This window comes from Kineococcus gypseus, from assembly GCF_050871305.1.
GTDB lineage: Bacteria > Actinomycetota > Actinomycetes > Actinomycetales > Kineococcaceae > Kineococcus > Kineococcus gypseus.
This window is the reverse complement of record NZ_JBJLRD010000013.1, coordinates 1-22008: the sequence shown is the minus strand read 5'-3', so window position 1 is coordinate 22008 and position 22008 is coordinate 1. Positions and strand designations below refer to the sequence as shown.

Here is a 22008-nt window from a genome sequence, read left to right as displayed (position 1 = left end):
GGCATGAGCGCAGCACCGCGCGTCGCAGCCCTGGTGGGCACCGCCCTGCTCGCCGCCATCGGCGCCTGCGGGACCGCCGCGGTCCCGACGGCCCCGGCCGCGCCGGGTGACGGCCCGCGGGTGACGGCCCGGGCCCGGGCGGTGGCACCGGAACCGGTCCTGCCGACCGCCCTGCCCGAGCCGCCTCCCCCGCCGGTCGCCCCGCCGCCCCCGCCGCTCGCCCCGCCGGCACCGGTGATCGCCCCGGTGAGCGCGGCGGAGCTGTCCGCGTCGTGGCGGCCGGGCTGCCCGGTGCCGCCGCAGGACCTGCGCGCGGTGACGGTGACGTTCACCGACTTCGGCGGTGCCGACCGCCAGGGGCGTCTCGTCGTGCGCGCCGACGTCGCGCAGGCGGTGGCCGACGTGTTCGCCGAGCTGCACGCGATCCGCTTCCCGATCGCCGGCGTCCAGCCGGTGGAGGCGTTCGGCGGCTCCGACGACGCCTCGATGGCCGCGAACAACACCTCGGCGTTCAACTGCCGCGCGGTCACCGGCGGCACCGGCTTCTCCGAGCACTCCTACGGCACGGCCATCGACCTCAACCCCGTGCAGAACCCCTACGTGCGCGGCACCACCGTGCTGCCCGAAGCCGGTCGCGCCCACCTGGACCGCTCCTCCGCGCCGGGCCGGGTGCTTGCCGGGGACGCGGTGGTGCGCGCCTTCGCCGCGCGGGGCTTCTCCTGGGGCGGGGACTGGAGGACCCTGAAGGACTACCAGCACTTCTCCCTCTCGGGCGGCTGACGCCACCCGGCCCGCACCGCAGGAGGACGGCCGTGGACGCGACGGCGACCCGAGCGCCCAGGACGCCCCCGGCGTGGTTCGTGCACGGCGCCTGGCGCGTGCACCGGGCGCTGCACCGGCTCAGCGGCGGGCGGTTCCTGTGGACGCCGTCGAACCGGCGCGGCTGGGGGGCGCTGCGCCTGACCACCACCGGGCGCAGGTCCGGGCGCGAGCGCGACGTGATCCTCGGCTACCTCGAGGACGGCGACGACCTGGTGGTGGTGGCGGTGAACGGCTGGGACGAGGGCCACCCGGCGTGGTGGCTGAACCTGCAGGCGCACCCCGAGGCCGTCGTGCGCGTGGCGGGCCGGACGCCGCAGCCGGTGCGGGCGCGCGAGGCCACCGGCGCCGAGCGCGAACGGCTGTGGCGGCGGTGGGGCGCGGTGGACGCGAGCCTGGACGCGCGCGCGGCGCGGCGCTCCACGCGGACGCCGGTGGTCGTGCTGGCACGGCGCGCCGACGGGCGGTGACGGGCCGCGGCAGGGTCGGGCGGCAGGGTCGGGCGGCAGGGTCAACCGAGCAGCGCCGCGACGTCGACGGTCACGGCGGCGACGCCGAAGCCCACTTCGCCGGCGGGATCACCGCGCTCCAGGACGATGCGCGGGACGAAGAGGCCGTCCTCCAGCACGTAGGCGCGGAACTCCTCGTCGCGGGGGTCGACCACCCAGTAGTGCGGCAGCCCGGCGGCGGCGTACTTGCCGGCCTTCCAGACCAGGTCGTCGCCGCGGTTCGAGGAGAGGACCTCCACCGCGAGCACCGGCGTCCCGGTGAACCGCGGCGCCGACCTGCCTAGGGACTCGTCGACCGGGTGGACCATGACGTCGGGGATGAACTCGTCGCGCCCCGGCTTCCACGCCCAGCCCGCGTTGACGTCGTAGCCGTCGGGCAGCACCTGCTCCAGGGCGGCCGCCAGGCGGAGCGAGACCTTCTGGTGCTGGCGGGTGGGGCTGGGGCTCACCACGAGCCGCCCGTCGATGTACTCGGCACGCGGGTCCTCCGGCAGGCGCTCGTACTCCTCCCACGAGAGGGAGCGCCCGATGCCGGGCGTCGTCGAGGCAGCGGTCAGCGGTTCGCTCGTCACGGCCGGCACCTCCCTCGTGTCGCGGCGAGCCTACTCGCGAGCCGGACCAGCGGGCGCGCCTGCGCGCCGGAGCCGCCGCACCACGGCGGCCCCGGCGCGAGGAGGCGCGTCAGACCTTGTCGAACACCCCGCGCTGGCGCGGCACGCTCGCGGTGGTGGTCACCGGCTGCTCCACGGTCAGCAGGCCGCTGGGCACCTCCACCAGGCCGTCCGCGGCGCGGCACACCGCGCCGGGCACCGCCTTGTGCAGCAGGCGGGCCGAGCGGTGGGTGCCGCGCACCACGTCGTCCACCCGCACCGCCAGCGCCGGGGCGTCCCCGGCGTCGCCGAGCAGGGCGCGAAGCCGGGCGGTGTCGGCGCGCACCTTCTCGCCGGGCAGCACGCACAGGGCCCACTCGGCGTCCACGTGGGCCAGCGCCGCGGCCTTGGCGCGCTCGCGGTCGTCGGCCCAGAAGCCGCTGACCACGGTGACCGACGGGTGCAGGGTGGCGTCGAAGGCGGCCGTGCCGGGGGCGACGTGGTCGGCGGTGTCGTAGACCACGACCTCGTCGACGACGCCGACGAGGTCGCGCAGGTCCGCCTCGAGCGCCGGCGGGGCGGTGGTCCCGTGCAGGACCAGGCAGGCGGCGAGGCTCGGGGTGGTGCTCGACATGTCGGCCTCCTCGGTCGGCGTGAGCGGCGTCACCCCCACCATCGGCGGGCGAGGGGGGAGGGTTACGCACCACGCGCGGTCTTTACACGGTGTTGACACGAGCTTCGCGACCGCGGAACGCACCGGACGCCTCACGGTCGCCGATCCGCACCGCCCCGGGCACCCACCGGTGCCCCCTCGCGACGACGAGGGGGCGAGCCTGGGACGGGAGTCCACCCGCGGTTCGTCCAGCTGGTCAGAGCGCCTTGTCGAAGAAGACGGGCGGACGCTCGGCGCGCTCGTCCATCCGGCCCAGGGCGCGGCGCTGTGCGCGCACCTGGATCAGCGCCTCCGCGAGGCGCTCGCTGACCTCGAGGTGGCGCTGCAGCAGCCGGCGGGCGCGGTCGCTGAACTCCATGGGGAGCGGCCCCTGCAGGCTGGGCGCGACCCAGTCGCGCGGGTCCAGCAGCTCCTCGGGGAGCTCCTCCTCGCCGTCGTGCAGGCGGGTGAGCAAGTCCTCGGCGGCCTCGACGTCGACCTCCACGTCCGCGAGGGCGGCGCTCCACGCGTCGCGCCAGCGGTCGCCGGGGACCCCCTCCACGGGACCCACCGGGGTGGTCACGGCGCGGCGGTGACCGGGGCGCCGGACAGGTTCTCCAGCGCGGCCTGGCGCCACGCCTCGGCCAGCGGCTCGGCGGTGTCGACGCGGACGGCGGCGGTGCGCTCGGCGTCACCGGTCAGGTTCGCCGCGACGAGCTCCTGCACCATCCAGGTGTAGAGGGCCATGAGGCCGGGGCCGCCGTCCCACTTCGTCACGTCGAGGCCGACCTGCAGCTCCCGGACGATGTCCTGGGCGTGGATGAGGTTGGTGTGGGCGGTCTCGCGGTCGCCGACGCGCTGGGCGTCCTCGGCGCGCTGCAGGTCGAGCACGAGGCGGTCGTAGAGCATGACGAGCAGCGCGGCGGGGCTGGCGGTGGCGAGGCTGTCGCTGAGGTAGCGGTTGGCCTGCGCGCTGCGGGACGTCATAGCGGTCATGCGAGGTTCCTCCGTGGGGTGAGGGGTCTACCCCTCCATCGGCAGGACGCCCGCTGAGTCAAGGCTCCGGCGGTCCCCCACGACGAGAGCCGGCCCAGCGCGTGCGCGCTGGACCGGCTCCCGGGTGGGGCGTCGATCAGCCCAGGCCGGCGAGCTGCCCGGCCAGCCAGGTCGACTGGCTCTGCAGCTTGCCGAGCGCAACCTCGAGCGCGCCGTAGTACTTCTGGTAGTACGCCCGCTTGTCGGCGAGGCGGGTGTCCCAGTCGCTGATGCGCTTGGTCAGGTCGGTGATCGAGGAGTTCTGCCCGTTGATCGCGGAGGTGATGGTCCCCGTGACCGAGTCGGTCGCGCTCTTCGCGACCTTGGCGAGCCGCTCGACGATCCCGTCCGGGCGCGTCGTCGCGGACGCCGATCCATCGGCGGCCTTGAGCGTCGGCAGGGACGCCGCCGAGACGAGCGCCTGGACACCGGCAGGGTCCTTGGCGTAGCTCTCCAGGAACTTCGCCTTGTCGAACGACAGGGCGATGTCCGAGGAGGTGGCCTTGGTCTTGTCGATCTGGAGACCGAAGGTCGCCGCGGACGATCCACCCCCGACGGCGCTGGTGACGGCGTCGATGACCTGCGCCTTGAGCGCTCGAAGGGCGCTGTCACCTCTCAGGGAGCCGCCACCCACCACCTTGCCGTCCGACCCGATGGTGCCCGCGCGCGTCTGGAGGGTGATGTCCTTCAACGCGGCGTTGGCGGCGTCGACCAGCGACTGCACGGCCGTCGCCACCGCGTCGGGGTTGGAGTCCACGGAGACGACGACGCCGTTGACCGGCTTCGTCACGGTGACGGAGACGCCGGGCATGACGTCCGTGAAGGTGTTCGTCGCCGAAGTCAGCGTCACCCCCGGCCCGATGGTGAGCTGAGCGTCCTTGGCGGCGCTCAGCTGCTTGAGGTCAGCCACCTCCACGAGTCCGCCGTACGTCTCCGCCCCCGTCAGCTTGAGCGGAGCACCGGCGGGGCTGTCCGCTCGTCCGGCGCTGGAGACGACCTTGAACGCTCCCTTGGCCGCACCCGTGTCCGTGGACGTGATCTGCAGCCGGTAGGTGTTCTCGTTGACGCGGATGGCGACGGCCTTGATGCCGAACTGGCTGGCTTCGCTGATCGCCGAGGCGACCTGCTCGAGGGAGCCGGCGCTCGGCTTGAGCGTCACGTACGAGCCGTCGCTGCGGACGACGTCGAGCGGGAAGCCCAGCGCCGCCACGTTGACCGTCCCGTCCGCCCCCGGCGAGAACTCCGCCGTGACGACGGAGCGCGCCGAGGCGACGGCCGAGACGTCGACCGTCATGGAGCCCGCGGCCGCCGTGCTCGAGGTGGCCACGGTGACGGACGTGTCTGAAGCGGACGCCTTGACGGGGTTCCAGGCGGTGGCCTTCTGCAGCGCCTCGGCCGCCGTCTGCAGCGCCGCCATCTTGGTGTTGACCGACTGGTAGGCGGTCACCTTGAGCTGGGCGGCGCTGACGTTGCTCTTCAACCGCGTCTGGGTCGCCCCGTCTGCGGCGACGAGCGAGTTGATGATGCTGCTGGTGTCGAGGCCGCTGACGAGACCGTCGACGGTGGACGAGATGCTGGGCATATCAGGGCCCCCCCTTTCCGGTGGGTCGATGCATCGGGACGTGACAGGCGGGGGCACCGGGGTTCCCGGTGCCCCCGCCTGGGTGAGGTCCGTTCAGCTACCGCCGGCGGGCCTCAAAGAGCTGATGCTCAGCCACGCAGCAGGGAGAGGATGTTCTGCGAGGACGAGTTCGCCTGCGCCAGCATGGAGGTGCCGGCCTGGGAGAGGATCTGGCTCTTGGTGAACTTGGACATCTCCTTGGCCATGTCGGTGTCGCGGATGGCCGACTCCGACGCGGTGATGTTCTCGATGGAGACGTTCAGGCTGTTGATCGCGTGCTCGAAGCGGTTCTGGATGGCACCGATCGAGGCGCGAGCGGTCGAGACGCCCTTCAGGGCGTTGTCGATCGCGGACAGCGCGTCACGCGCGTTGCCGGCGTTGGTGAGGCTGACGCCCGACAGCCCCAGACCCTGAGCGTCGAAGCCGGAAGCCGAAGCCAGGACCTTGTTGACACCCGGCGTGGTGATGCTGCCGGCGATGGTCGTGCGGTTGTTGTTGGGCGCGGTCACGCTCACCGCGAAGGCGGAGGTCACGCCGACCTGAGCGGAGGTCAGGACGAGAGCAGCGCCCGCACCACCCGAAGCGTTGAACTTCGAGGTGAAGTCGCTGCCGCCGTCGGCGATCAGTCGGGCGGCCAGCGTGGCGGAGTTGGTGGTGTTCGCCGTCAGGGTGACCGTGGCCGAGTTCACACCGTCGGAGATGGTGACCTTCGAGCCGGCGGTGAAGATGTAGTCGGCGTCGGTGACGCTGGTGGCGGTGAACGCGGCCTGAGTACCGGCGACCGCCGCGACCGGGCTGCCGAAGGCGGACTGTCCGAGGTTCACGTTGAGGCGGTCGTTCGCGCTGTTGTTGGCGCCGATCTGGAAGGCACCGTTGTAGTTGCCGTCGAGCAGCTTCTGGCCACCGAAGGAGGTGGTGCGGGCGATGCGGTCGAGCTCGCTCGAGAGCTGCTGGAACTCGGTGTTCGCGGCGGCCTGGGCGTCGCTGTCCTGCGAACCGGAGTTCGCCGCCTGGACGGCCAGGTCGCGCATGCGCTGCAGGATGGAGGTGGCGGTGCTCAGCGCGCCGTCGGCGGTCTGGGCCACGTTCACGCCGTCCTGGGCGTTGCGGGCGGCCTGGGTCATGCCGTTGATCTGCGAGCGCAGGCCCTCGGAGACGACCAGGCCGGCGGCGTCGTCGGCGGCCTTGTTGATGCGGAAGCCGGAGGACAGCTTCTCGAGCGAGGAGCTCTGCGCCTTGTCCGTCGCGGCCAGGTTGCGGTAGCTGTTGACGGCCGCGATGTTGTTGTTGATGCGAAGACCCATGGTGACGATTCCTCCGTGATGTGGGGTCCGACTCTGTTCTGCGTCTGGCCCTCCGTGGCCCGACACTTCATTCATCGGTCGGCTGGCGCCGAACCTGAGCAGGTTCCTCTGTGGCGAACGGGTGACGCTTCAGCCGCACCAGCGCCGCTGCCCCCTGGAGTCCCTCCAGTCACACCGGGGCTGAGGCTTCCCGCCGACCACAGGCACCTCGGCGCCGTCGGGCGCAGTGGTACCACCTGCGTCACTACTTAACCACGCAGAGTGGCCGCTCGTCACGGCGAAGCGGGAAGTCGCCGGGAACGACGAGAGCCCCGCCCGACAGGTGTCGGGCGGGGCTCTCGAGGAGGTGCGGCAGGTGGCGGTCGGCCTCAGGCGGAGCGGTACGCCGGCTGCAGACCGGCGGAGGCGAAGGCCGACAGCGCCAGGCGCGCCTTGAAGTCTGACTGCGCGCCGACGGCGGCGAAGTACGACTCCTTGCGCTTGACCGCCGCGGCCGAGCCGGTGACCCGCTGGACCATCTCCGGCGCCAGGTGCGTGTTCATGCCGTCGCGCAGCAGCGCCAGCGCCTCGGCGCGCATCTGCGAGATGCGCGACTCGGTGACCTCCAACTGCTCCGCGAGCTCCGCCATGGGGCGCTCGTGCAGGAAGTAGCCCTCCACGACGACGCGCAGGCGCTCGGGCAGGGCCGCGATCGCCGAGCGCAGGTAGCCCAGGCGCTCGCGGTGCAGCAGCTCCGCCTCGGGGCCGGGGCTGTGGGTGGGGATGTGCTCGTCGATGGAGCCGCCGTCGGCGGTGAAGCCCTGCATGGACAGCACCGCCGCGCGCTGGGCCTCGTCGCGGGTCGCGGCGAGCTCGCGCACCGACACGCCCAGCGCGCCGGCCAGCTCCTCGGGGGTGGGGGTGCGGCCCAGCTGAGCGGTGAGCCGGTCCTCGGTGGCGCTGAGCTTGCGGGCCCGCGAGCGCACGCCGCGCGAGGCCCAGTCCGCGCCGCGCAGGTCGTCGAGGATGGCGCCGCGGATGCGCGTGTTGGCGTAGCGGGCGAAGGGCACCCCCGTGGAGGGGTCGTAGCCGCGCGAGGCCTGCACCAGCGCCATGAGACCCGCGGACGTCAGCTCGTCGCGGCTCACGTGCTGCGGCAGCCGGCCGATGAACTCAGCGGTGATGTAGCCGACGATCGGCAGGTGCTTCTCGACGAGCTCGGCGCGCTCGGCGTCGGTGAGCTCAACGGGTGCGGTGGCGGCGTCTGCGGTCACACCCCCTGCTTCGGGCGTGCGCGGCGTCACCTTGAGCGCCCGGGAGGTGGACCTCGCCCGGGGCTTCCCTCCCCCTCCCAGCGGCCCCACGCGCCCCACAGGTGCGACGCTGCGTGAGCAGCGCGCGCCGAACGGGTGGCGCGGCGCCGGGTCGCTCAGCGCGCCGGGGCCGGTGGTCGATGTGCTCCCTGCAGGACGCACCGGCCGACCGGTGCGGCAGGTGATCGGCACGACAGGAGCGACACGATGGCCAAGCCGCTGTACCAGGTGCTGCAGGACCTCGAGCACGCCTCACGCAGGGGCCGGCTGACCCCGTCGTTCATCGACGACTACGCCGACAAGCACGGCGAGCGCGTCAGCGCCCTGTACGCCCTGGCGGCGAAGAACTTCCTCACCGTCGCCCACGAGGAGGGCCGCAACGACCACGTGCTGCGCGACCCGAAGGAGCGGGTGCGGGGCGTCAACGCCGTCGTCGTCGCGGCCGCCGCGGAGGACAACGCCCGCGAGATGCACCGCGAGCTGCGCAAGGCCCGCGACGACGGGCGCCCCTACGCGCTGCGCAAGCCGGGCAAGAACGCCTTCTTCGTCAGGAAGCCCGGCAGCTGATCAGGCGCTCCACAGGGCGGAGCCGTCGAACGACGCGAGCCAGCCCGTGTCGCCGGACCCCTCGGCGTAGCGGCGGCCCGGGCCGAGCTCCAGCCGGGTGAGGGTGCGCGCCTCCGGGTCGACGACCCAGTAGTGCGGCACCTTCCACTGGGCGTACAGCTCACGCTTGAGCAGCCGGTCCACCGAGCGGGTGGAGGGCGACTCGACCTCGACGACGAGCAGCACGTCCGAGGGATCGGCGTACACGCCCCCCTCAGCGACGGCTTCCTCCGCCACGACGACCACGTCGGGGATGAGCAGACGGTCCGTAGCGGCCCTGCGCAGCAGGTTGGCCCCCGGGAGCACCACCCACTCGAGGGGTGCCAGGTCGGTCAGCCGGTGCGCCAGCAGGGCGACGAGGCGCTGGTGGCGCAGGTCCCCGAGGGGCGTCACGTGCAGGCTGCCGTCGACGAGCTCCATGCGGGGACCGCCCTCGTCCTGCGGCAGGTCCTCCACGCGCAGCGGCAGGACCGACCCGATCGACACGACCACGGCGCCACCCCCCTCGCCCGCATGGTAGCGAGCGCGGCCCGCGCGGTCGCCCGTTCGGCGCCTCAGCTCCCCCACCGCCCTGCCGATGGGTCCGGCGAGGACGAGGAGCGCCGCGACGGCGCTCCCGGCGCGCCGAGCAGGCGCCGACGACGGGAAGGACACGCATGGGACTCGCCGAGGTCTCCGGCATCCTCTGGAAGGAGCGGGAGCTGATGGAGCTGCTCCTGTTCAAGCTGGAGGAGGAGCAGCTCGTGCTGGCCGCCGGCCGCACGCGCTGGCTGGCGCACGCCACCCGCGAGGTCGAGTTCGTCATGGAGCAGATCCGCACCACGGAGGTGCTGCGCGCCGCCGAGGTCGACGCGGTGGCCGCCGAGCTGGAGCTCGAGCCGGGCCCCAGCCTCAACGCCCTGGCCGCCGCGGCGCCCGAGCCATGGGGGGACCTGCTGCGCGGGCACCGCGACGCCTTCCTCACGCTCACCGCGGAGATCCAGAACCTGGCCGACGCCAACCGCGACCTGCTCGCCTCCGGCGCCCGCGCCCTGCGCGAGACGCTGCTGGGCCTGGACACCCCGCTGGACACGTACACGGCCGAGGGCAAGAACACGGTCACCGCGGCCGGCGGCTCCCGCGCCCACTTCGTCGACGAAGCCCTCTGAGACAGGACCGAGGACATGAGCACCTTCTCCGGCATCACCACCAGCTCCCGCGCGCTGACCGCCGCCCAGCGCGGCATGGAGGTCACCGGGCAGAACATCGCCAACGTCAACACCGAGGGCTACACCCGCCAGCGCCTGGAGCAGTCCGAGAGCGTCGTCGGCGGGGTCGGCATGCACGCGCGCCGCCTCGTGCCCGGCGAGGGCGTGGAGATCACCGGGATCGCCCGCGTCTCCAACGCGCTGACCGAGTCCGCGGCCCGCCAGGACGTCGCCACGGCGGCGGAGCACCGGGCCGGCACGGCGGTGTGGAGCCGGCTGGAGGCCAACCTCGGCGAGGACGGCATCTCGGGCCTGTCGACGCAGCTGAACACCATGCACAAGGCCTTCAGCGACCTGGGCAACGCCACCAGCACCGAGAACGCCCTGGCCGGGCGCACCCACGTCCTGGCCACCGCGCAGAACGTGGCCGACACCGTGCGCCGCGTGGACACCCAGGTGCAGGCGCAGTGGGCCGAGCTGGGCGGGCAGGTCTCCCTGCACGTGGAGGACGTCAACGCCACCGCCGCGCAGGTCGCCGGGCTGAACACGGCGATCCTCGACGCGGTCACCTCCGGCGTCTCGCCCAACGAGCTGCTCGACCAGCGCGAGAAGGCCCTGACCCACCTGTCCGAGGTGGCCGGCGTGCGCGTCGTGGCGCGCGACGGCGGCACGGTCGACGTCTACCTCGGCAACTCCACGATCGTGGGGGGCCGTCAGTCCTTCGCCGTGAGCGTCGTGCACGGCACCTCCCTCGCCGAGGTCAAGGCCGGCACCAGCAGCACGCGCCTGACGGTCGAGGGCGTCGAGGCGCGCCCGGCCGGCGGCGCCCTGAAGGCCACGCTCGACGCGGTGAATACCACGGTGCCGGACGTCTCCGAGGGCATCGACGCCGCCGTGCAGAAGATCGCCGCGGCCGTGAACGCCGTCTACAACCCGGCCACGGACGCGAACGGCGTCGCCGTGCCCGGCTACAGCGCGGCGAACGACTTCTTCACCTCCAGCGCCGCCTCCGTCAAGGGCGGCGGGGCCGCCGAAAGGTTCCAGGTCAACCCCGCCCTGACCCCGGCGAGCCTGCGCGACAGCAGCGCCGGCACCGTCGACCGCGCCGTGGCCAAGGCCCTGGGCGAGCTGCCCAGCGCCGCGAACAGCACCACCCGCACCTGGCGCACCACCGTCGTGGACGTCGCCGCCAGGACGCAGGCGTCCGAGGTGCGCGCCGATCTCGCCGCTCAGGTCTCGCTGAAGTCCATCGCCGCCCGCGACTCGGTCTCCGGCGTGAACATCGACGAGGAGATGACCAACCTCGTCTCCTACCAGCACGCCTACGCCGCCGCCGCGCGCGTCCTGACGACGATCGACCAGGCGCTGGACACCCTCATCAACCGCACCGGCCTCGTCGGCCGCTGACGCCCGACCCGCACCCGAGGAGATCCCCGTGATCGGCCGCATCTCGTCCCGCACCACCGCGATGAACTCGCTGGCCAACCTGCAGGCCGGCCAGCAGCGCAGCGACAGGCTGCAGCAGCAACTGAGCAGCGGCAAGGCGTACACCAAGCTGTCGGACGACCCCGTCGCCGCCAACGACGCCCTGCGCTTCCGCTCGGAGATCTCCGTCAACGAGCAGTACGGCCGCAACATCTCCGACGCGCAGCGCTGGGTCGCCACCCAGGAGAGCGCGATGGACGCCGCCACCGGCTACCTGCAGGAGGCCCGCACCGCCCTGGTGCAAGCCGGCAGCACCGGCACCCTGGACCCCCAGGGCCGCAGGGCGATCGCCGAGCAGCTGCGCCGCCTGCGCGACGACCTGATCACCACCGCCAACACCCCGCACGAGGGCCGGCCGGTGTTCGCCGGCACGGCGGACGTGGCGGCCGCCGTCAGCACCACCGCGGCCGCCGACGGCTCCTACGCGCTGCTGGGCAACGGCTCGGCGGTCAACCGCCGCGTCGCCTCCGGGCAGGACGTGCAGGTCAACGCCACCGCGGTGCAGGTCTTCGGCGGCCCCACCGCCCTGGACCCGGCCGCCAAGACGGTCTTCCAGCAGCTGGACGAGCTGGCGACCGCCGTGCAGGACGGGAACACCGCCGCGATCTCCGAGGGCCTGAGCACGATCGACGCCGCCCGCGACCGGCTGCTGTCCGCGCGCAGCGTCGTCGCGGCCCGCACCGTCCAGCTCGACGCCCTGGAGCAGAGCACCGGTGCGCGCGGCGACGCGCTGGAGGCGTCCCTGTCGGAGGTCGAGGGCGTCGACATCGCCAAGGCGATGATCGAGTTCCGCCTGCAGGACACCGCGTACCAGGCCGCGCTCGCCTCGACCGCGAAGGTCATCCAGCCGACCCTGCTGGACTTCCTGCGGTGACGGGCACGACTAGCCTGGCGGGCGTGAGCGACACCGCGCCCCACCTCGAGGTCGAGTTCATCGCCCCGCTGCCCGGCCTGCCCGAGCACACGCGCTTCACCCTGGTCGCCCTGGACGCGAACGGCGTGCTGTTCTCGCTGCGCAGCAGCACGGACCCCGCCCTGCGCCTGGTGCTCGTGGCGCCGGAGCGCTTCTTCCCCGACTACTCCCCCGTCCTGGACGCCGCCTCGGCGCAGGCGCTGGAGCTGGTCAGCGCCGAGGACGCCGCGCTGCTCGTCGTGGTCAACCCCGGGGCGGGCCTGGCGGAGGCCACCGCGAACCTGGTCGCGCCCGTGGTGCTGAACCACCGCACGGGCCGGGCGGCGCAGGTGGTGCTCACCGGCACCGACCTGCCGCTGCGCGCCCCGCTCGTCGCCGCCTGACCAGCGCGCCCGCTCAGCGCCGTCTGCTCAGCACCGCCCGAACGCCCCACCGGCCCCCGCCGGCGGGGCGTTCGCCGTCTGCCCGACTTCCCCCATCGCATGACAGAGCGCTCACCACTCGCTACTGTCGGTTCAGGCCAGTTCGCCGGGGTGGGGCACTGGCCGCGACCGGCTGGAGCGATCGCCCCAGCCCCCGCCGTACCCGATGGACGCTTCGACGAAGGGATCCACGACCATGAGCCTCGCGACCGACGCCCCCGAGATCCAGCTCATCTCCCCGCTGGTCGGCCTCAGCGAGAACACCCGCTTCGAGCTCTCGCCCCTCGACGACGACGGCATCCTCTTCTCGATGCGCTCGGTGGACGACCCAGGCCTGCGCCTCGTGCTGGCCGACCCGATGCCGTTCTACCCGGACTACGAACCCGTCATCGACGGCGAGATGGCCAAGGCCCTCGACCTCGACAGCGAGGAGGACGCCGCGGTGCTCACCGTGGTGCACCTCGGCGAGAACATCGAGGACTCCACCGTCAACCTCTTCGCCCCGCTGGTGGTCAACCACAAGTCCCACCGCGCCGCGCAGACCGTGCTGACCGGCATGGACCTGCCGATGCGCGCCCCGCTCGTCCGCTGAGTCCCCCCGGCGCCGTGCCGGGCGGGCAGCCGTCCGCCCGGCACGAGCGCCACCGGCGCGCCCCTGGCACGGCACCGCCCTACCCTGCAGCCGTGGAACCCGAAGCCCCGCTCGTCGGGCCCCGCTCGGTGGCCGGCTCCCTACCGCTGCACCCGGCCGCCGAGCACCCCGGACTGCTTCCCGGCGCGGTGCTCGCCGCGCTGCCGGCGCACGCGTGGGTGTGCGCGATCGACCCCGACGTGGCCGACACCGCCGCCCTCGTCGAGGCCGCCGGGGTGCCGCTGGAGGGCTCGGCGAACTGCGTGCTCGTCGCCGGCAAGCGCGACGGGCAGGAGCGGGTGGCGGCGTGCGTGGTGCTGGCCACCACCCGCGCCGACGTCAACGGCGCCGTCAAGCGGGCCCTGGACGTGCGCAAGGCCTCGTTCCTGCCGACCGAGCGGGCCGTGGCCGAGTCGGGCATGGAGTTCGGCGGCATCACGCCCGTCGGGCTGCCGGCAGGCTGGCGCCTGCTGGTGGACCGGGCCGTGGCCGCCTCGCCGTGGGTGCTCGTCGGCTCCGGGGTGCGCCGCTCCAAGCTCGTCGTGCGCGGCGCGGACGTCGCCGCGCTGCCGGGCGCCGAGGTCGCCGACATCGCCCTGCCGGGCTGAGGGGTGCTGCTCGTCGCCCGCGGCCGGCGCGCGGCCGCCGCCGCGTGGGAGGACTACGCGCTGCCGGCGCGCTGGCCCTCGTGGTCGCCGCAGATCAGGAGCGTCACCGCCTCGGCCCCCCGCATCGCCGCCGGCGTCACCGGCACCGTGCGCGCCCCGCTGGGCGTGCGCCTGCGGTTCCGCGTCACCGCGGTCGACGAGGCCTCGCGCACCTGGTCCTGGCGGGTGGGGGCGGGACCGCTGGGTGGGCACCTGGAGCACCGCGTGGTCGCCGTGCCCGGCGGCTGCCTGACGGAGCTGCGCCTGTCCCCCGCCTGGCTGGGCGCGCCGTACGCGCCGGCGGCCCTGCTGGCGATGCGCCGCCTGGTGCGCGGCCCCGGCGTCAGCGCGGGCGCGTCTGCCACAGCGCGACGGCGCTGGCCGCGGCGACGTTGAGGCTGTCCACGCGCGCGTCCATGGGGATGCGCACGGCCACGTCCGCGCCCGCCAGCGCGCGCCGGCTCAGCCCGTCGCCCTCGGTGCCCAGCAGCAGCGCCAGGCGCTCGGGCGCGGTGAACGCGCCGAGCTCCACCGCGCCGTCGGCCAGGGCGAGGGCGGTGACGGTGAAGCCGCTGCCGCGCAGCAGGTCCAGGTCGCCCGGCCAGGACGCCGCGCGCGCCCACGGCAGGTGCAGCACGGTGCCCATCGACACGCGCACGCTGCGCCGGTAGAGCGGGTCGGCGCAGCGCGGGCTGACGAGCACCCCGTCGACGCCGAAGGCGGCCGCCGAGCGGAACAGCGCGCCGACGTTGGTGTGGTCCACGACGTCCTCGAGCACCACCAGCCGGCGCGGGCCGGGCCCCAGGCCCGCCAGCAGCTCGGCGGTGCCGCGCTGCGCCGGGCGGTGCATCGAGGCGATGGCCCCGCGGTGCAGGTCCACCCCCGTCAGGTGCGCGAACGCCGCCGCGGGGGCGATCAGGACGGGCGCGTCGTCGTCCAGCGCGTCCAGGGCGTCGGCGAGCTCGGCGGCGCGCGCGGGGCTGAGCAGGAACGAGCGCGGCCGGTGCCCGGCGGCCAGCGCCCGGCGCACCACCTCCACGCCCTCGGCCAGGAACAGCCCCTCGGCCGGTTCGCGCCGGGCGCGCAGCTGCACGTCCTTCAGGTGCGTGTAGTCGCGCAGCAGGTGCGCCCACCGCTCGTCGGCGAGGTCGTCCAGCTCGATGCGCGGCACCCGCCGGACGCTACCGGAGGGCGCTCAGCGCACCCCGGCGTCGGGGGCGAGCACCCCGGGGGCCAGCGCGGGTCGGCGCGCCGGCACGGGGGCGTCCAGGTCGAGCACCTCGTGCAGCATCCCGGTGGTGGCCTCCGGCAGGGAGCGCAGCCGGTCCACCGCGGGGGCGGGGTGGGCCAGCAGGTAGCCCTGGGCGGCGTCGCAGCCCATGCGCCGCAGCGCCCCGAGCTGCTCGGTGGTCTCCACGCCCTCGGCGATGACGCCCACCCCCATGCTGCGGGCCATGCCGATGATCCCGGCGACGACGGCCTCGTCCTGGCGGCGCCGCCCGAGCCCGGCGACGAAGTGCCGGTCGACCTTGACGTGGTCCACGGGCATCGTCTGCAGGTGCGACAGGGACGACACGCCCCGGCCGAAGTCGTCCACGCCCACGCGCACGCCCATCATGCGCAGCGCGTGGAGGGTGGAGAAGCCGGCGTTGGCGTCGGCGACGAGCAGCTCCTCGCTGACCTCCACGAGCAGGGCGCTGCCGGCCGGGCCGGCCGGCTGCTCGGCGGCCACCGCGTCGAGCAGCTGGGCGTTGGCGAGCTGGCGGGGGGAGACGTTGACGGAGACGGTGAAGCCGCAGTCGTCGCCCTCGCGGGCGTACCACTCGCTCAGGGTGCGCCACGCCTCGCGCAGCACCCACTGCCCGATGGGAACGATCAGGCCGGTGCGCTCGGCCAGCGGCACGAACTCCGCGGGGTGCAGCAGGCCGCGGCGCGGGTGCTGCCAGCGCAGCAGCGCCTCCACGCCCTGCACGTGCCCGTCGGCGAGGTCCACGATGGGCTGGTAGTGCAGGCGCAGCTGGCCCTGCTCGACGGCCATCGCCAGGTCCACCTCGGTCTGCGAGGCGTCCACGGCCTGCGCCTGCATGCGCTCGTCGAACAGCTCCGAACGCGCCTTGCCGCCCTCCTTGGCCCGGTACAGCGCGGCGTCGGCGCGGCGCAGCAGCTTGGCGGCGTCGCCCTCGTCGCGCGCCAGGGCGATGCCCACGCTGGGGGTGATGCTCAGGCTGCGCTCGGGGCCGACGCTGATGGGCCGGTCGGCGATGGAGGAGACCACGCGCTCGGCGATGCGGCTGGCGGCCAGGTCGTCGGAGAGGTCCTCGCACAGCACCGCGAACTCGTCGCCGCCGAAGCGGGCGACGGTGTCCTCCGGGCGCACCGCGGCGCGCAGCCGGGCGGCGACCTCCACGAGCACGGCGTCGCCGGCGGCGTGGCCGTGCGTGTCGTTGACGCCCTTGAAGCCGTCCAGGTCCAGGTAGAGCACCGCGCAGCCGCGCGAGCCGCGCCGGGCCAGGGCGTGCTGGAGGTGGTCGGTGAACAGCTGGCGGTTGCCCAGGTCGGTCAGCGGGTCGTGCAGCGCCTGGCGCAGCGCGGCGTCGAGCTGGCGCTGGCGGTCGCGCGCGTCGGCGTCGACGCGCTCGGCGGCCTGCGCGGCCAGCAGGAGCAGCAGCAGGGCGCTGACCAGCCCGCCGCACAGCGCGGCCAGCAGCGTCACCAGGCTCGGCGGCCCGTCGACCAGGCGCTGCACGAGCGCGACGACGCCCACGACCACCAGCGGCGAGCCGAGCGCCCAGGGCACCACGCGGGCGCGCACGTCGTCACCGGCCTGGTGGCGAGCGGACCAGGGCCACCGCACCACAGCGCCCTCCTCTCCCGCCGGCAGCGCACCGGCCGTCCTGCGCGCCCCGGGGGGGCGCCGCCCGCGCGGGCGCGGGCAGGTCGCCGAGAAGCGTCGCGCGTGACTGCGTGTCGTGACAAGAGGAACACGCTGTGGTGAGCGACGCACCCCAGCAGCCCCTCCCGTCACCCGAACGGGCGCGCGGGCACGGCCCCTGGCGGGTCAGCGCGCCGGGTCAGCGCGCCGGGTGGGCGTGGCGGGGGGCGTGGCGAGGGGCGTGGCGAGGGGCGTGGCGAGGGGCGTGGCGAGGGGCGTGGCGAGGGGCGTGGCGGAGGGCGTGGCGGAGGGCGTGGCGGGTGCGGCGAGAGCGACGGGAGCGGCTCAGGCGACCTCGCCGCGCCGCGGCGCCGGCAGCACCGGGCACGCGGCCGGAGGTGCGAGCAGGGGCGCGAGCAGGGGTTCGGCGGTGGTCAGCGCGCGCACCGTCGCGGCGGCGGCCAGCGCGCGCCGGGTCGCGCGCAGCACCGCACCGGCGAGCAGGACCCCGGTGGCGGTGAGCGCGCCGGGCCCGGGACCGGCCGCGGCGAAGGCGCTCAGGGCGGCGGCCAGGCCGGCCGCGGGCAGGACGAGCGGGGCGAGCGGGGCGAGCGGGACCGGGGGCGCGACGGGGACCAGGGGCGCGACGGGGACCAGGGGCGCGACGGGTGCGGCCGGTGGCCGCCGGACCGCGGCGAGCGGCGGGGTCGGGGAGGTGCTCACGGTGCCGTCCCAGGAGGTCGTCGGGGTCTGCGGCGCCCCGGTGGGGCACGTCCGCCAGTGTGGGCGGCACGGACCGCGCGAACGCTGTACGTGAGCGTTCCATCACTCTGGTGGCCGTGCGTCACCCCTCCGACGGAGCACACCCCGCCCGGCGCACCCCGCTCAGAGCACTCCGCTCAGAGCACTGCGCTCGGAGCACCCGGCTCGGAGCACCCGGCTCAGAGCACCCGGCTCAGAGCACCCGGCTCAGAGCACCCGGCGCCGGTCGTCGGCGTCGCGGGCGGTCAGCTTCGCCGCGTCCAGGGCCTGCAGCAGCGGCAGCGCCACCCGGCGCGAGGTGCCCAGCGCCCGGCGGGCCTCGCCGGCGGTGAACGGCTGCGGCAGGCGCGCCAGCTCGCGCGCGGCCAGGCGCGTGGCGCCGGGGGCGAGCACGACGCCCTCGGCCAGGCGCTCCAGGCGCCCGGCGCGCACGGCGGCGGCCAGCTCGCTGCGCCCTAGGCCCAGCTCGCGCAGCCGCTCGGCGTCGGGGGCGGCGAAGGGGCTGCCGGCGACGTCGGCCAGGACGGCGGCCACCGCGCGCTCGACGCGCTCGGGCAGCTGCGCGGCGGCCGGCCCGGCCACCACGCGCCCGTCGGACACCCGCAGCGGGGGGCGCAGCGCGGCCTGCACCAGGGCCCGGTCGGGCAGGCCCAGCGCGCGGCGCGCCTCCTCCAGCGGCACGCCCGGCTGCAGCGGGCTCGCGGCGTCGTGGGCGGCCACCAGGGCGGCCAGCCGCTCCCCCAGCTGCTGCAGGAGGCCGTCCGCGACGTGCCAGTCGCCCACCACGGGCACCCCGCGCACCGGCACGCCCATGGCGCGCAGGTCCGCGCCGCGCACCACGCGGCGCCGGCGCAGCTCGGAGGCCTCGTCGGGCTCACCGTGCAGCTCGCGCAGGTCGCCGGCGCGCGCGGCGGCGGCCCCGCGCCGGCGCAGCGCCGGCGGGCGCACGTCCAGCGCGACGGCGGCGCCGAGCACCAGGTGCCGGGCCGGGTCGCGCAGCAGCAGCCGGTCGCCGAGCACCAGGGGCAGCGGGGCGGCCAGCCGCAGCCGCGCCAGCAGGTCCTGCCCGTCGGCGCCCAGCGGGCGCGGGCGCGCCGGCACCGCGGCGGCGCCGGCGTGCACGACGAGCTGCGCGGGCAGCTCGTCCACCCCGCGGCAGCGCACGTCGACGACGTCGGTGCGCACCGACCAGCCCGGGGTGAGCAGCGCGTCGCCGCGGGCGACCTCGCCGCGCTCGACGCCGCGCAGGTTCAGCGCCACGCGCGCCACGCCGCTGGCGGAGGGCACCTCGCGCTCCAGGCTCTGCAGGCCGCGCACGCGCACCCGGCGCGCGCCGGCGGCGGTGGCCAGGTCCAGCTCGTCGCCGGCGCGCACCGTGCCGGCGCCCAGGGTGCCGGTGACGACGGTGCCGGCGCCGCGGATGCTGAAGGCGCGGTCCACCCACAGGCGCACCGGCCCGTCCGCGCGCGGGGCGGGCACCGCGGCCAGCAGGTCGGCCAGGGCGCGGCGCACCTCGTCCAGGCCGGCGCCGGTCGCGGCGCTGCACGCCACGGTCGGCACCGCGCCGCCCGCGCCCAGCGAGGTGGCGGCGACCTCGGCGCGGGCGGCGGCCATCGCGGGGGCGGGGTCGGCCAGGTCCGCGCGGGTGACCACGAGCAGGGCGTGGCGCACGCCCAGGGCGTCCAGGGCGGCCAGGTGCTCGGCCGACTGCGGCATCCAGCCGCCGTCGGCGGCCACGACGAGCAGCGCCACCGGCACCGGCCCGACGCCGGCGAGCATGGTGGGTACGAAGGAGGCGTGGCCGGGCACGTCGACGAAGGCGACGGCACCGGCGCCGGGCAGGTCGGTCCAGGCGAAGCCGAGGTCGATGGTCAGCCCGCGGCGCCTCTCCTCGGCCAGGCGGTCGGGGTCGGTGCCGGTCAGGGCCCGCACCAGGGAGGACTTGCCGTGGTCGACGTGACCGGCGGTGGCGACGACGTGCACCTCAGAGCCCCTCCCCCGCCGCGCGGCGCACCGCGGCGGCCACGAGCGCGTCCTCGCCGGGGTCCAGGCAGCGCAGGTCCAGCAGCAGGCGGCCGCGCTCGACGCGCCCGACGACCGGCGGCTCGCCCTGGCGCAGGGGCGCGGCCAGCGCCGCGTCGAGGGCGAGGGCGGCGGAGGCCAGCTCCACGCCGGGCGCGCCTCCGCCGCCGACGACGGCGGGGGCCTCGACGACGTCGGCGGCGTGGCCGTGCTCGCGCAGGCGCGCCGCCAGCTGCGCGCACCGCTCGCGCAGCCCCGCGGGGTCGGCGTGCAGGGCGTCGCGGGTGGGGGTGCTCGCGCTGCGCAGGGTGGCCTCCAGGGCCGCCAGGGTCAGCTTGTCCACGCGCAGCGCGCGCGCCAGGGGGTGGCGGCGCAGCCGCTCGACGACCTCGGCGCGCCCGAGCAGCAGCCCGGCCTGCGGGCCGCCGAGCAGCTTGTCGCCGCTGGCGGTGACGAGGTCGGCGCCGGCGCTCAGGGCGGTGGTGGCGTCCGGCTCGTGCGGCAGCAGCGGCTCGGGGTGCAGCAGGCCCGAGCCGGTGTCGACCACGACGGGGACGCCCAGGCCCGTCAGCTCCGCCGGCCCCACCCCGGCGGTGAAGCCGGTGACGACGAAGTTGGAGGGGTGCACCTTCAGGAGCATCCCGGTGTCCGGGCCGACGGCGGCGGCGTAGTCGGCGCGGGTGGTGCGGTTGGTGGTGCCCACCTCGCGCAGGCGCGCCCCGGTGGAGACCAGCAGGTCCGGCAGGCGGAAGCCGTCGCCGATCTCGACCATCTCCCCGCGGCTGACGACGACCTCGCGCCCGGCGGCCAGGGCGGTGGCCGCCAGCACGAGGGCGGCGGCGCCGTTGTTGACCACGTGCACGTCGCCCGCGGCGGGCACCGCCTCGCGCAGCGCGGCCAGCGCGCCGCGCCCGCGCCGGGCGCGCCGGCCGGTGGCCAGGTCCAGCTCGACGTCGGTGGCGCCGGCGGCGGTGACCACGGCGTCCACGGCGGCCGGGGCGAGCTGGGCGCGCCCGAGGTTGGTGTGCAGGACGGTGCCGGTGCAGTTGAGGACCCGGCGCACCGCGGAGGGCGCCGGCAGCGCCGCCAGCACGGCGGGCACCACCTCCCCCGGCGCCACGAGCCCGGCGCGCACCTGCTGCTGCACCTCGCGCACCACGGCCTTGACGGCCTCGCGGCCGCGCTCGGCGACGGCGGCGGCCAGCTCGGGGGCGGCGAGGACGGCGTCGGTGCGGGGCACGGCGCGGCGCGGGTCGGGCACGGTGGCCGAACCTACCCCCGTCCCCGCGCGCGCACCCGGGCACGCAGCCGGGCGCGGGCCGGTGCGCGGCGCTGGCGGAGGCGGATGGGAATCGAACCCACCTGACCGAGGTGCTCGGTCACGTCGGTGTTGAAGACCGCGGGGGCCACCAGGCACCCGTACGCCTCCCCGTCAGCGCGCGGGCCCAGCGTGCCACAGGACCGCCCGGGACGGCGGGGCGGTGCTGGCCTAGCGTGTGCGCCGTGACGGTCACCGACGCAGTGCGCCTGACGCAGTACGCCCACGGCGGCGGCTGCGCGTGCAAGATCCCCCCCGGCGAGCTGGAGGAGATGGTGGCCGGGCTGGCGCCGCCGGCCGGCGACGACCTGCTCGTGGGGGTGGGCGACGACGCGGCGGTGGTGCGCCTGGCCGGGGGCACCGCGGTGATCGCCACGGCCGACTTCTTCACGCCCGTGGTCGACGACGCCTACACCTTCGGGCGCATCGCGGCGACCAACGCCCTGTCCGACGTGTACGCCATGGGCGGGCGGCCGCTGGTGGCGGTGAACCTGCTGGGCTGGCCGCGCGGGGTGCTGCCGGTGGAGCTGGCGCGCGAGGTGCTGCGCGGGGGCGCGGACGCGGCGGCCGCGGCCGGCTGCCACCTCGGCGGCGGGCACAGCATCGACGACCCGGAGCCGAAGTACGGCATGGCCGTGACCGGGGTGGGCGACCCCGCCCGGCTGCTGCGCGGCGACGCCGCCGTGGCCGGGCTGCCGCTGACGCTGACCAAGCCGCTGGGCCTGGGGGTGCTCAACAACCGGCACAAGCAGACCGGGGAGGTCTTCGAGGAGGCGCTGGCGGTGATGACCACCCTGAACGCCGACGCCTCCGCCGCCGCCCTGGCCGCCGGGGCGCGCTGCGCCACCGACGTGACCGGTTTCGGCCTGCTGGGCCACCTGCACGAGGTCGCCCGCGCCAGCGGCGTGACCGCGGTGCTCGACGCGGCCGCGGTGCCGTACGTGGCCGGCGCGCGCGAGTCGCTGGCGGCGGGGTTCGTGCCCGGCGGCAGCCGGCGCAACCTCGAGTGGGTGCGCCCGACCCTGGACGCCGGGCCCACCGGCGAGGACGAGCTGGTGCTGCTGGCCGACGCGCAGACCTCCGGCGGCCTGCTCGTGGCCGGCGAGGTGCCCGGCTACCCGGTGGTCGGCGAGCTGGTGCCCGCCCGCGCCGGCACCACCGTCGTCGTGCGCTGAACCCCCGCGCGCCCGGGCGTGCACCGGTGCGCAGGACGGTGCGCGCACCGGTGCGCGCCCCGGGGCGCGGGACGGTGCGGGCGCCGGTGCGCTGCCCGGGGCGGGCCCCCGGGCGGGGGTGGGGGGGGTGGCGGGGCGGGGGGTGG

General features: G+C 75.7%; 24 protein-coding genes and 1 tRNA gene. 11 read left to right on the top strand and 14 right to left on the bottom strand.

Going from position 1 to position 22008, the window contains the following annotated elements; translation table 11 throughout:
* Window positions 1–3 precede the first annotated feature (3 nt).
* Together ACRYMN_RS06915 and ACRYMN_RS06910 are read left to right on the top strand one after the other, a co-directional pair.
* On the top strand, window positions 4–780 hold the full coding sequence (locus tag ACRYMN_RS06915) for a M15 family metallopeptidase (protein WP_432493359.1): 777 nt from the start codon (window positions 4–6) through the stop codon (window positions 778–780).
* Between the two features lie 32 nt (window positions 781–812).
* Window positions 813–1289: a nitroreductase/quinone reductase family protein gene (locus tag ACRYMN_RS06910; protein WP_432493357.1), complete on the top strand. Its 477-nt coding sequence runs from the start codon at window positions 813–815 to the stop codon at window positions 1287–1289.
* A 41-nt stretch (window positions 1290–1330) separates the two neighbouring features.
* Here the strand turns inward: ACRYMN_RS06910 and ACRYMN_RS06905 are convergent, their stop codons facing one another.
* The 7 genes from ACRYMN_RS06905 to ACRYMN_RS06875 form a co-directional block, all read right to left on the bottom strand.
* Window positions 1331–1900: a Uma2 family endonuclease gene (locus ACRYMN_RS06905; RefSeq protein ID WP_432493355.1), complete on the bottom strand. Its 570-nt coding sequence runs from the start codon at window positions 1898–1900 to the stop codon at window positions 1331–1333.
* A 109-nt stretch (window positions 1901–2009) separates the two neighbouring features.
* Window positions 2010–2552: a hypothetical protein gene (locus ACRYMN_RS06900; RefSeq protein WP_432493353.1), complete on the bottom strand. Its 543-nt coding sequence runs from the start codon at window positions 2550–2552 to the stop codon at window positions 2010–2012.
* Window positions 2553–2787: 235 nt separating this feature from the next.
* The gene (locus ACRYMN_RS06895; protein WP_432493351.1) at window positions 2788–3153 is read right to left on the bottom strand and encodes a hypothetical protein; all 366 of its coding nucleotides are present in this window, start codon (window positions 3151–3153) and stop codon (window positions 2788–2790) included.
* On the bottom strand, window positions 3150–3566 hold the full coding sequence (gene fliS, locus ACRYMN_RS06890; protein ID WP_432493349.1) for a flagellar export chaperone FliS: 417 nt from the start codon (window positions 3564–3566) through the stop codon (window positions 3150–3152). Before fliS ends, ACRYMN_RS06895 begins: the two co-directional genes overlap by 4 nt.
* 136 nt (window positions 3567–3702) lie before the next feature.
* Window positions 3703–5187, bottom strand: coding sequence for a flagellar filament capping protein FliD (gene fliD, locus ACRYMN_RS06885; protein WP_432493347.1), 1485 nt, complete (start codon window positions 5185–5187; stop codon window positions 3703–3705).
* Between the two features lie 128 nt (window positions 5188–5315).
* The gene (locus ACRYMN_RS06880) at window positions 5316–6530 is read right to left on the bottom strand and encodes a flagellin N-terminal helical domain-containing protein (RefSeq protein WP_432493345.1); all 1215 of its coding nucleotides are present in this window, start codon (window positions 6528–6530) and stop codon (window positions 5316–5318) included.
* 368 nt (window positions 6531–6898) lie between these two features.
* Window positions 6899–7783 carry a sigma-70 family RNA polymerase sigma factor gene (locus tag ACRYMN_RS06875; protein WP_432493343.1) on the bottom strand — a complete coding sequence of 295 codons (885 nt, stop codon included), beginning with the start codon at window positions 7781–7783 and terminating at the stop codon, window positions 6899–6901.
* A gap of 246 nt (window positions 7784–8029) precedes the next feature.
* Here ACRYMN_RS06875 and ACRYMN_RS06870 point away from each other — a divergent pair, with 246 nt between their 5' ends.
* Window positions 8030–8389 (top strand): hypothetical protein, encoded by a 360-nt coding sequence (locus ACRYMN_RS06870; protein ID WP_432493341.1) that lies wholly within the window; start codon window positions 8030–8032, stop codon window positions 8387–8389.
* On the opposite strand, the gene ACRYMN_RS06865 is transcribed toward ACRYMN_RS06870, so the two are convergent.
* A complete protein-coding gene (locus tag ACRYMN_RS06865; RefSeq protein ID WP_432493339.1) occupies window positions 8390–8920 on the bottom strand; it encodes a Uma2 family endonuclease in 531 nt (176 codons plus the stop codon).
* Window positions 8921–9084: 164 nt separating this feature from the next.
* On the opposite strand from ACRYMN_RS06865, the gene flgN reads away from it, so the two are divergent.
* The 7 genes from flgN to ACRYMN_RS06830 all read left to right on the top strand — a co-directional run bounded on the left by flgN (window position 9085) and on the right by ACRYMN_RS06830 (window position 14109).
* Window positions 9085–9576: a flagellar export chaperone FlgN gene (gene flgN / locus ACRYMN_RS06860; protein ID WP_432493337.1), complete on the top strand. Its 492-nt coding sequence runs from the start codon at window positions 9085–9087 to the stop codon at window positions 9574–9576.
* A 15-nt stretch (window positions 9577–9591) separates the two neighbouring features.
* The gene (gene flgK / locus ACRYMN_RS06855) at window positions 9592–11022 is read left to right on the top strand and encodes a flagellar hook-associated protein FlgK (protein WP_432493335.1); all 1431 of its coding nucleotides are present in this window, start codon (window positions 9592–9594) and stop codon (window positions 11020–11022) included.
* A gap of 28 nt (window positions 11023–11050) precedes the next feature.
* On the top strand, window positions 11051–11974 hold the full coding sequence (gene flgL, locus ACRYMN_RS06850) for a flagellar hook-associated protein FlgL (RefSeq protein ID WP_432493333.1): 924 nt from the start codon (window positions 11051–11053) through the stop codon (window positions 11972–11974).
* Window positions 11975–11997: 23 nt separating this feature from the next.
* Entirely contained in the window at window positions 11998–12396 is a 399-nt protein-coding gene (gene fliW, locus ACRYMN_RS06845) for a flagellar assembly protein FliW (RefSeq protein WP_432493331.1), read from the top strand.
* A gap of 235 nt (window positions 12397–12631) precedes the next feature.
* Complete coding sequence (locus tag ACRYMN_RS06840) at window positions 12632–13027, top strand: flagellar assembly protein FliW (protein ID WP_432493329.1); 396 nt, start codon at window positions 12632–12634, stop codon at window positions 13025–13027.
* Between the two features lie 92 nt (window positions 13028–13119).
* The gene (locus ACRYMN_RS06835; protein WP_432493327.1) at window positions 13120–13674 is read left to right on the top strand and encodes a YbaK/EbsC family protein; all 555 of its coding nucleotides are present in this window, start codon (window positions 13120–13122) and stop codon (window positions 13672–13674) included.
* Between the two features lie 3 nt (window positions 13675–13677).
* Window positions 13678–14109: an SRPBCC family protein gene (locus ACRYMN_RS06830; RefSeq protein ID WP_432493325.1), complete on the top strand. Its 432-nt coding sequence runs from the start codon at window positions 13678–13680 to the stop codon at window positions 14107–14109.
* On the opposite strand, the gene ACRYMN_RS06825 is transcribed toward ACRYMN_RS06830, so the two are convergent.
* From ACRYMN_RS06825 to ACRYMN_RS06800, 6 genes are all read right to left on the bottom strand, one after another.
* On the bottom strand, window positions 14057–14884 hold the full coding sequence (locus ACRYMN_RS06825) for a TrmH family RNA methyltransferase (protein ID WP_432493323.1): 828 nt from the start codon (window positions 14882–14884) through the stop codon (window positions 14057–14059). The two genes, ACRYMN_RS06830 and ACRYMN_RS06825, sit on opposite strands and share 53 nt — an antisense overlap.
* A gap of 24 nt (window positions 14885–14908) precedes the next feature.
* Window positions 14909–16570, bottom strand: coding sequence for a putative bifunctional diguanylate cyclase/phosphodiesterase (locus tag ACRYMN_RS06820; RefSeq protein ID WP_432493321.1), 1662 nt, complete (start codon window positions 16568–16570; stop codon window positions 14909–14911).
* A gap of 360 nt (window positions 16571–16930) precedes the next feature.
* A complete protein-coding gene (locus ACRYMN_RS06815) occupies window positions 16931–17308 on the bottom strand; it encodes a hypothetical protein (protein ID WP_432493319.1) in 378 nt (125 codons plus the stop codon).
* Between the two features lie 246 nt (window positions 17309–17554).
* Window positions 17555–19330, bottom strand: coding sequence for a selenocysteine-specific translation elongation factor (selB, locus tag ACRYMN_RS06810; protein WP_432493317.1), 1776 nt, complete (start codon window positions 19328–19330; stop codon window positions 17555–17557).
* 1 nt (window position 19331) lies between these two features.
* Window positions 19332–20630, bottom strand: a complete 1299-nt coding sequence (selA, locus tag ACRYMN_RS06805; protein WP_432493315.1) for an L-seryl-tRNA(Sec) selenium transferase — start codon at window positions 20628–20630, stop codon at window positions 19332–19334.
* 72 nt (window positions 20631–20702) lie between these two features.
* Window positions 20703–20798: transfer RNA gene (locus tag ACRYMN_RS06800), tRNA-Sec, on the bottom strand.
* Window positions 20799–20872: 74 nt separating this feature from the next.
* Here ACRYMN_RS06800 and selD point away from each other — a divergent pair.
* Window positions 20873–21862 (top strand): selenide, water dikinase SelD, encoded by a 990-nt coding sequence (gene selD, locus ACRYMN_RS06795; RefSeq protein ID WP_432493313.1) that lies wholly within the window; start codon window positions 20873–20875, stop codon window positions 21860–21862.
* Window positions 21863–22008 lie beyond the last annotated feature (146 nt).

Bases quoted from the DNA above. Each gene is read 5' to 3' on its own strand.
- fliS (WP_432493349.1), bottom strand. From the start codon at position 3,566: ATGACCGCTATGACGTCCCGCAGCGCGCAGGCCAACCGCTACCTCAGC.
- ACRYMN_RS06840 (WP_432493329.1), top strand. From the start codon at position 12,632: ATGAGCCTCGCGACCGACGCCCCCGAGATCCAGCTCATCTCCCCGCTG.
- fliD (WP_432493347.1), bottom strand. From the start codon at position 5,187: ATGCCCAGCATCTCGTCCACCGTCGACGGTCTCGTCAGCGGCCTCGAC.
- ACRYMN_RS06880 (WP_432493345.1), bottom strand. From the start codon at position 6,530: ATGGGTCTTCGCATCAACAACAACATCGCGGCCGTCAACAGCTACCGC.
- ACRYMN_RS06900 (WP_432493353.1), bottom strand. From the start codon at position 2,552: ATGTCGAGCACCACCCCGAGCCTCGCCGCCTGCCTGGTCCTGCACGGG.
- flgK (WP_432493335.1), top strand. From the start codon at position 9,592: ATGAGCACCTTCTCCGGCATCACCACCAGCTCCCGCGCGCTGACCGCC.
- ACRYMN_RS06870 (WP_432493341.1), top strand. From the start codon at position 8,030: ATGGCCAAGCCGCTGTACCAGGTGCTGCAGGACCTCGAGCACGCCTCA.
- ACRYMN_RS06915 (WP_432493359.1), top strand. From the start codon at position 4: ATGAGCGCAGCACCGCGCGTCGCAGCCCTGGTGGGCACCGCCCTGCTC.
- flgN (WP_432493337.1), top strand. From the start codon at position 9,085: ATGGGACTCGCCGAGGTCTCCGGCATCCTCTGGAAGGAGCGGGAGCTG.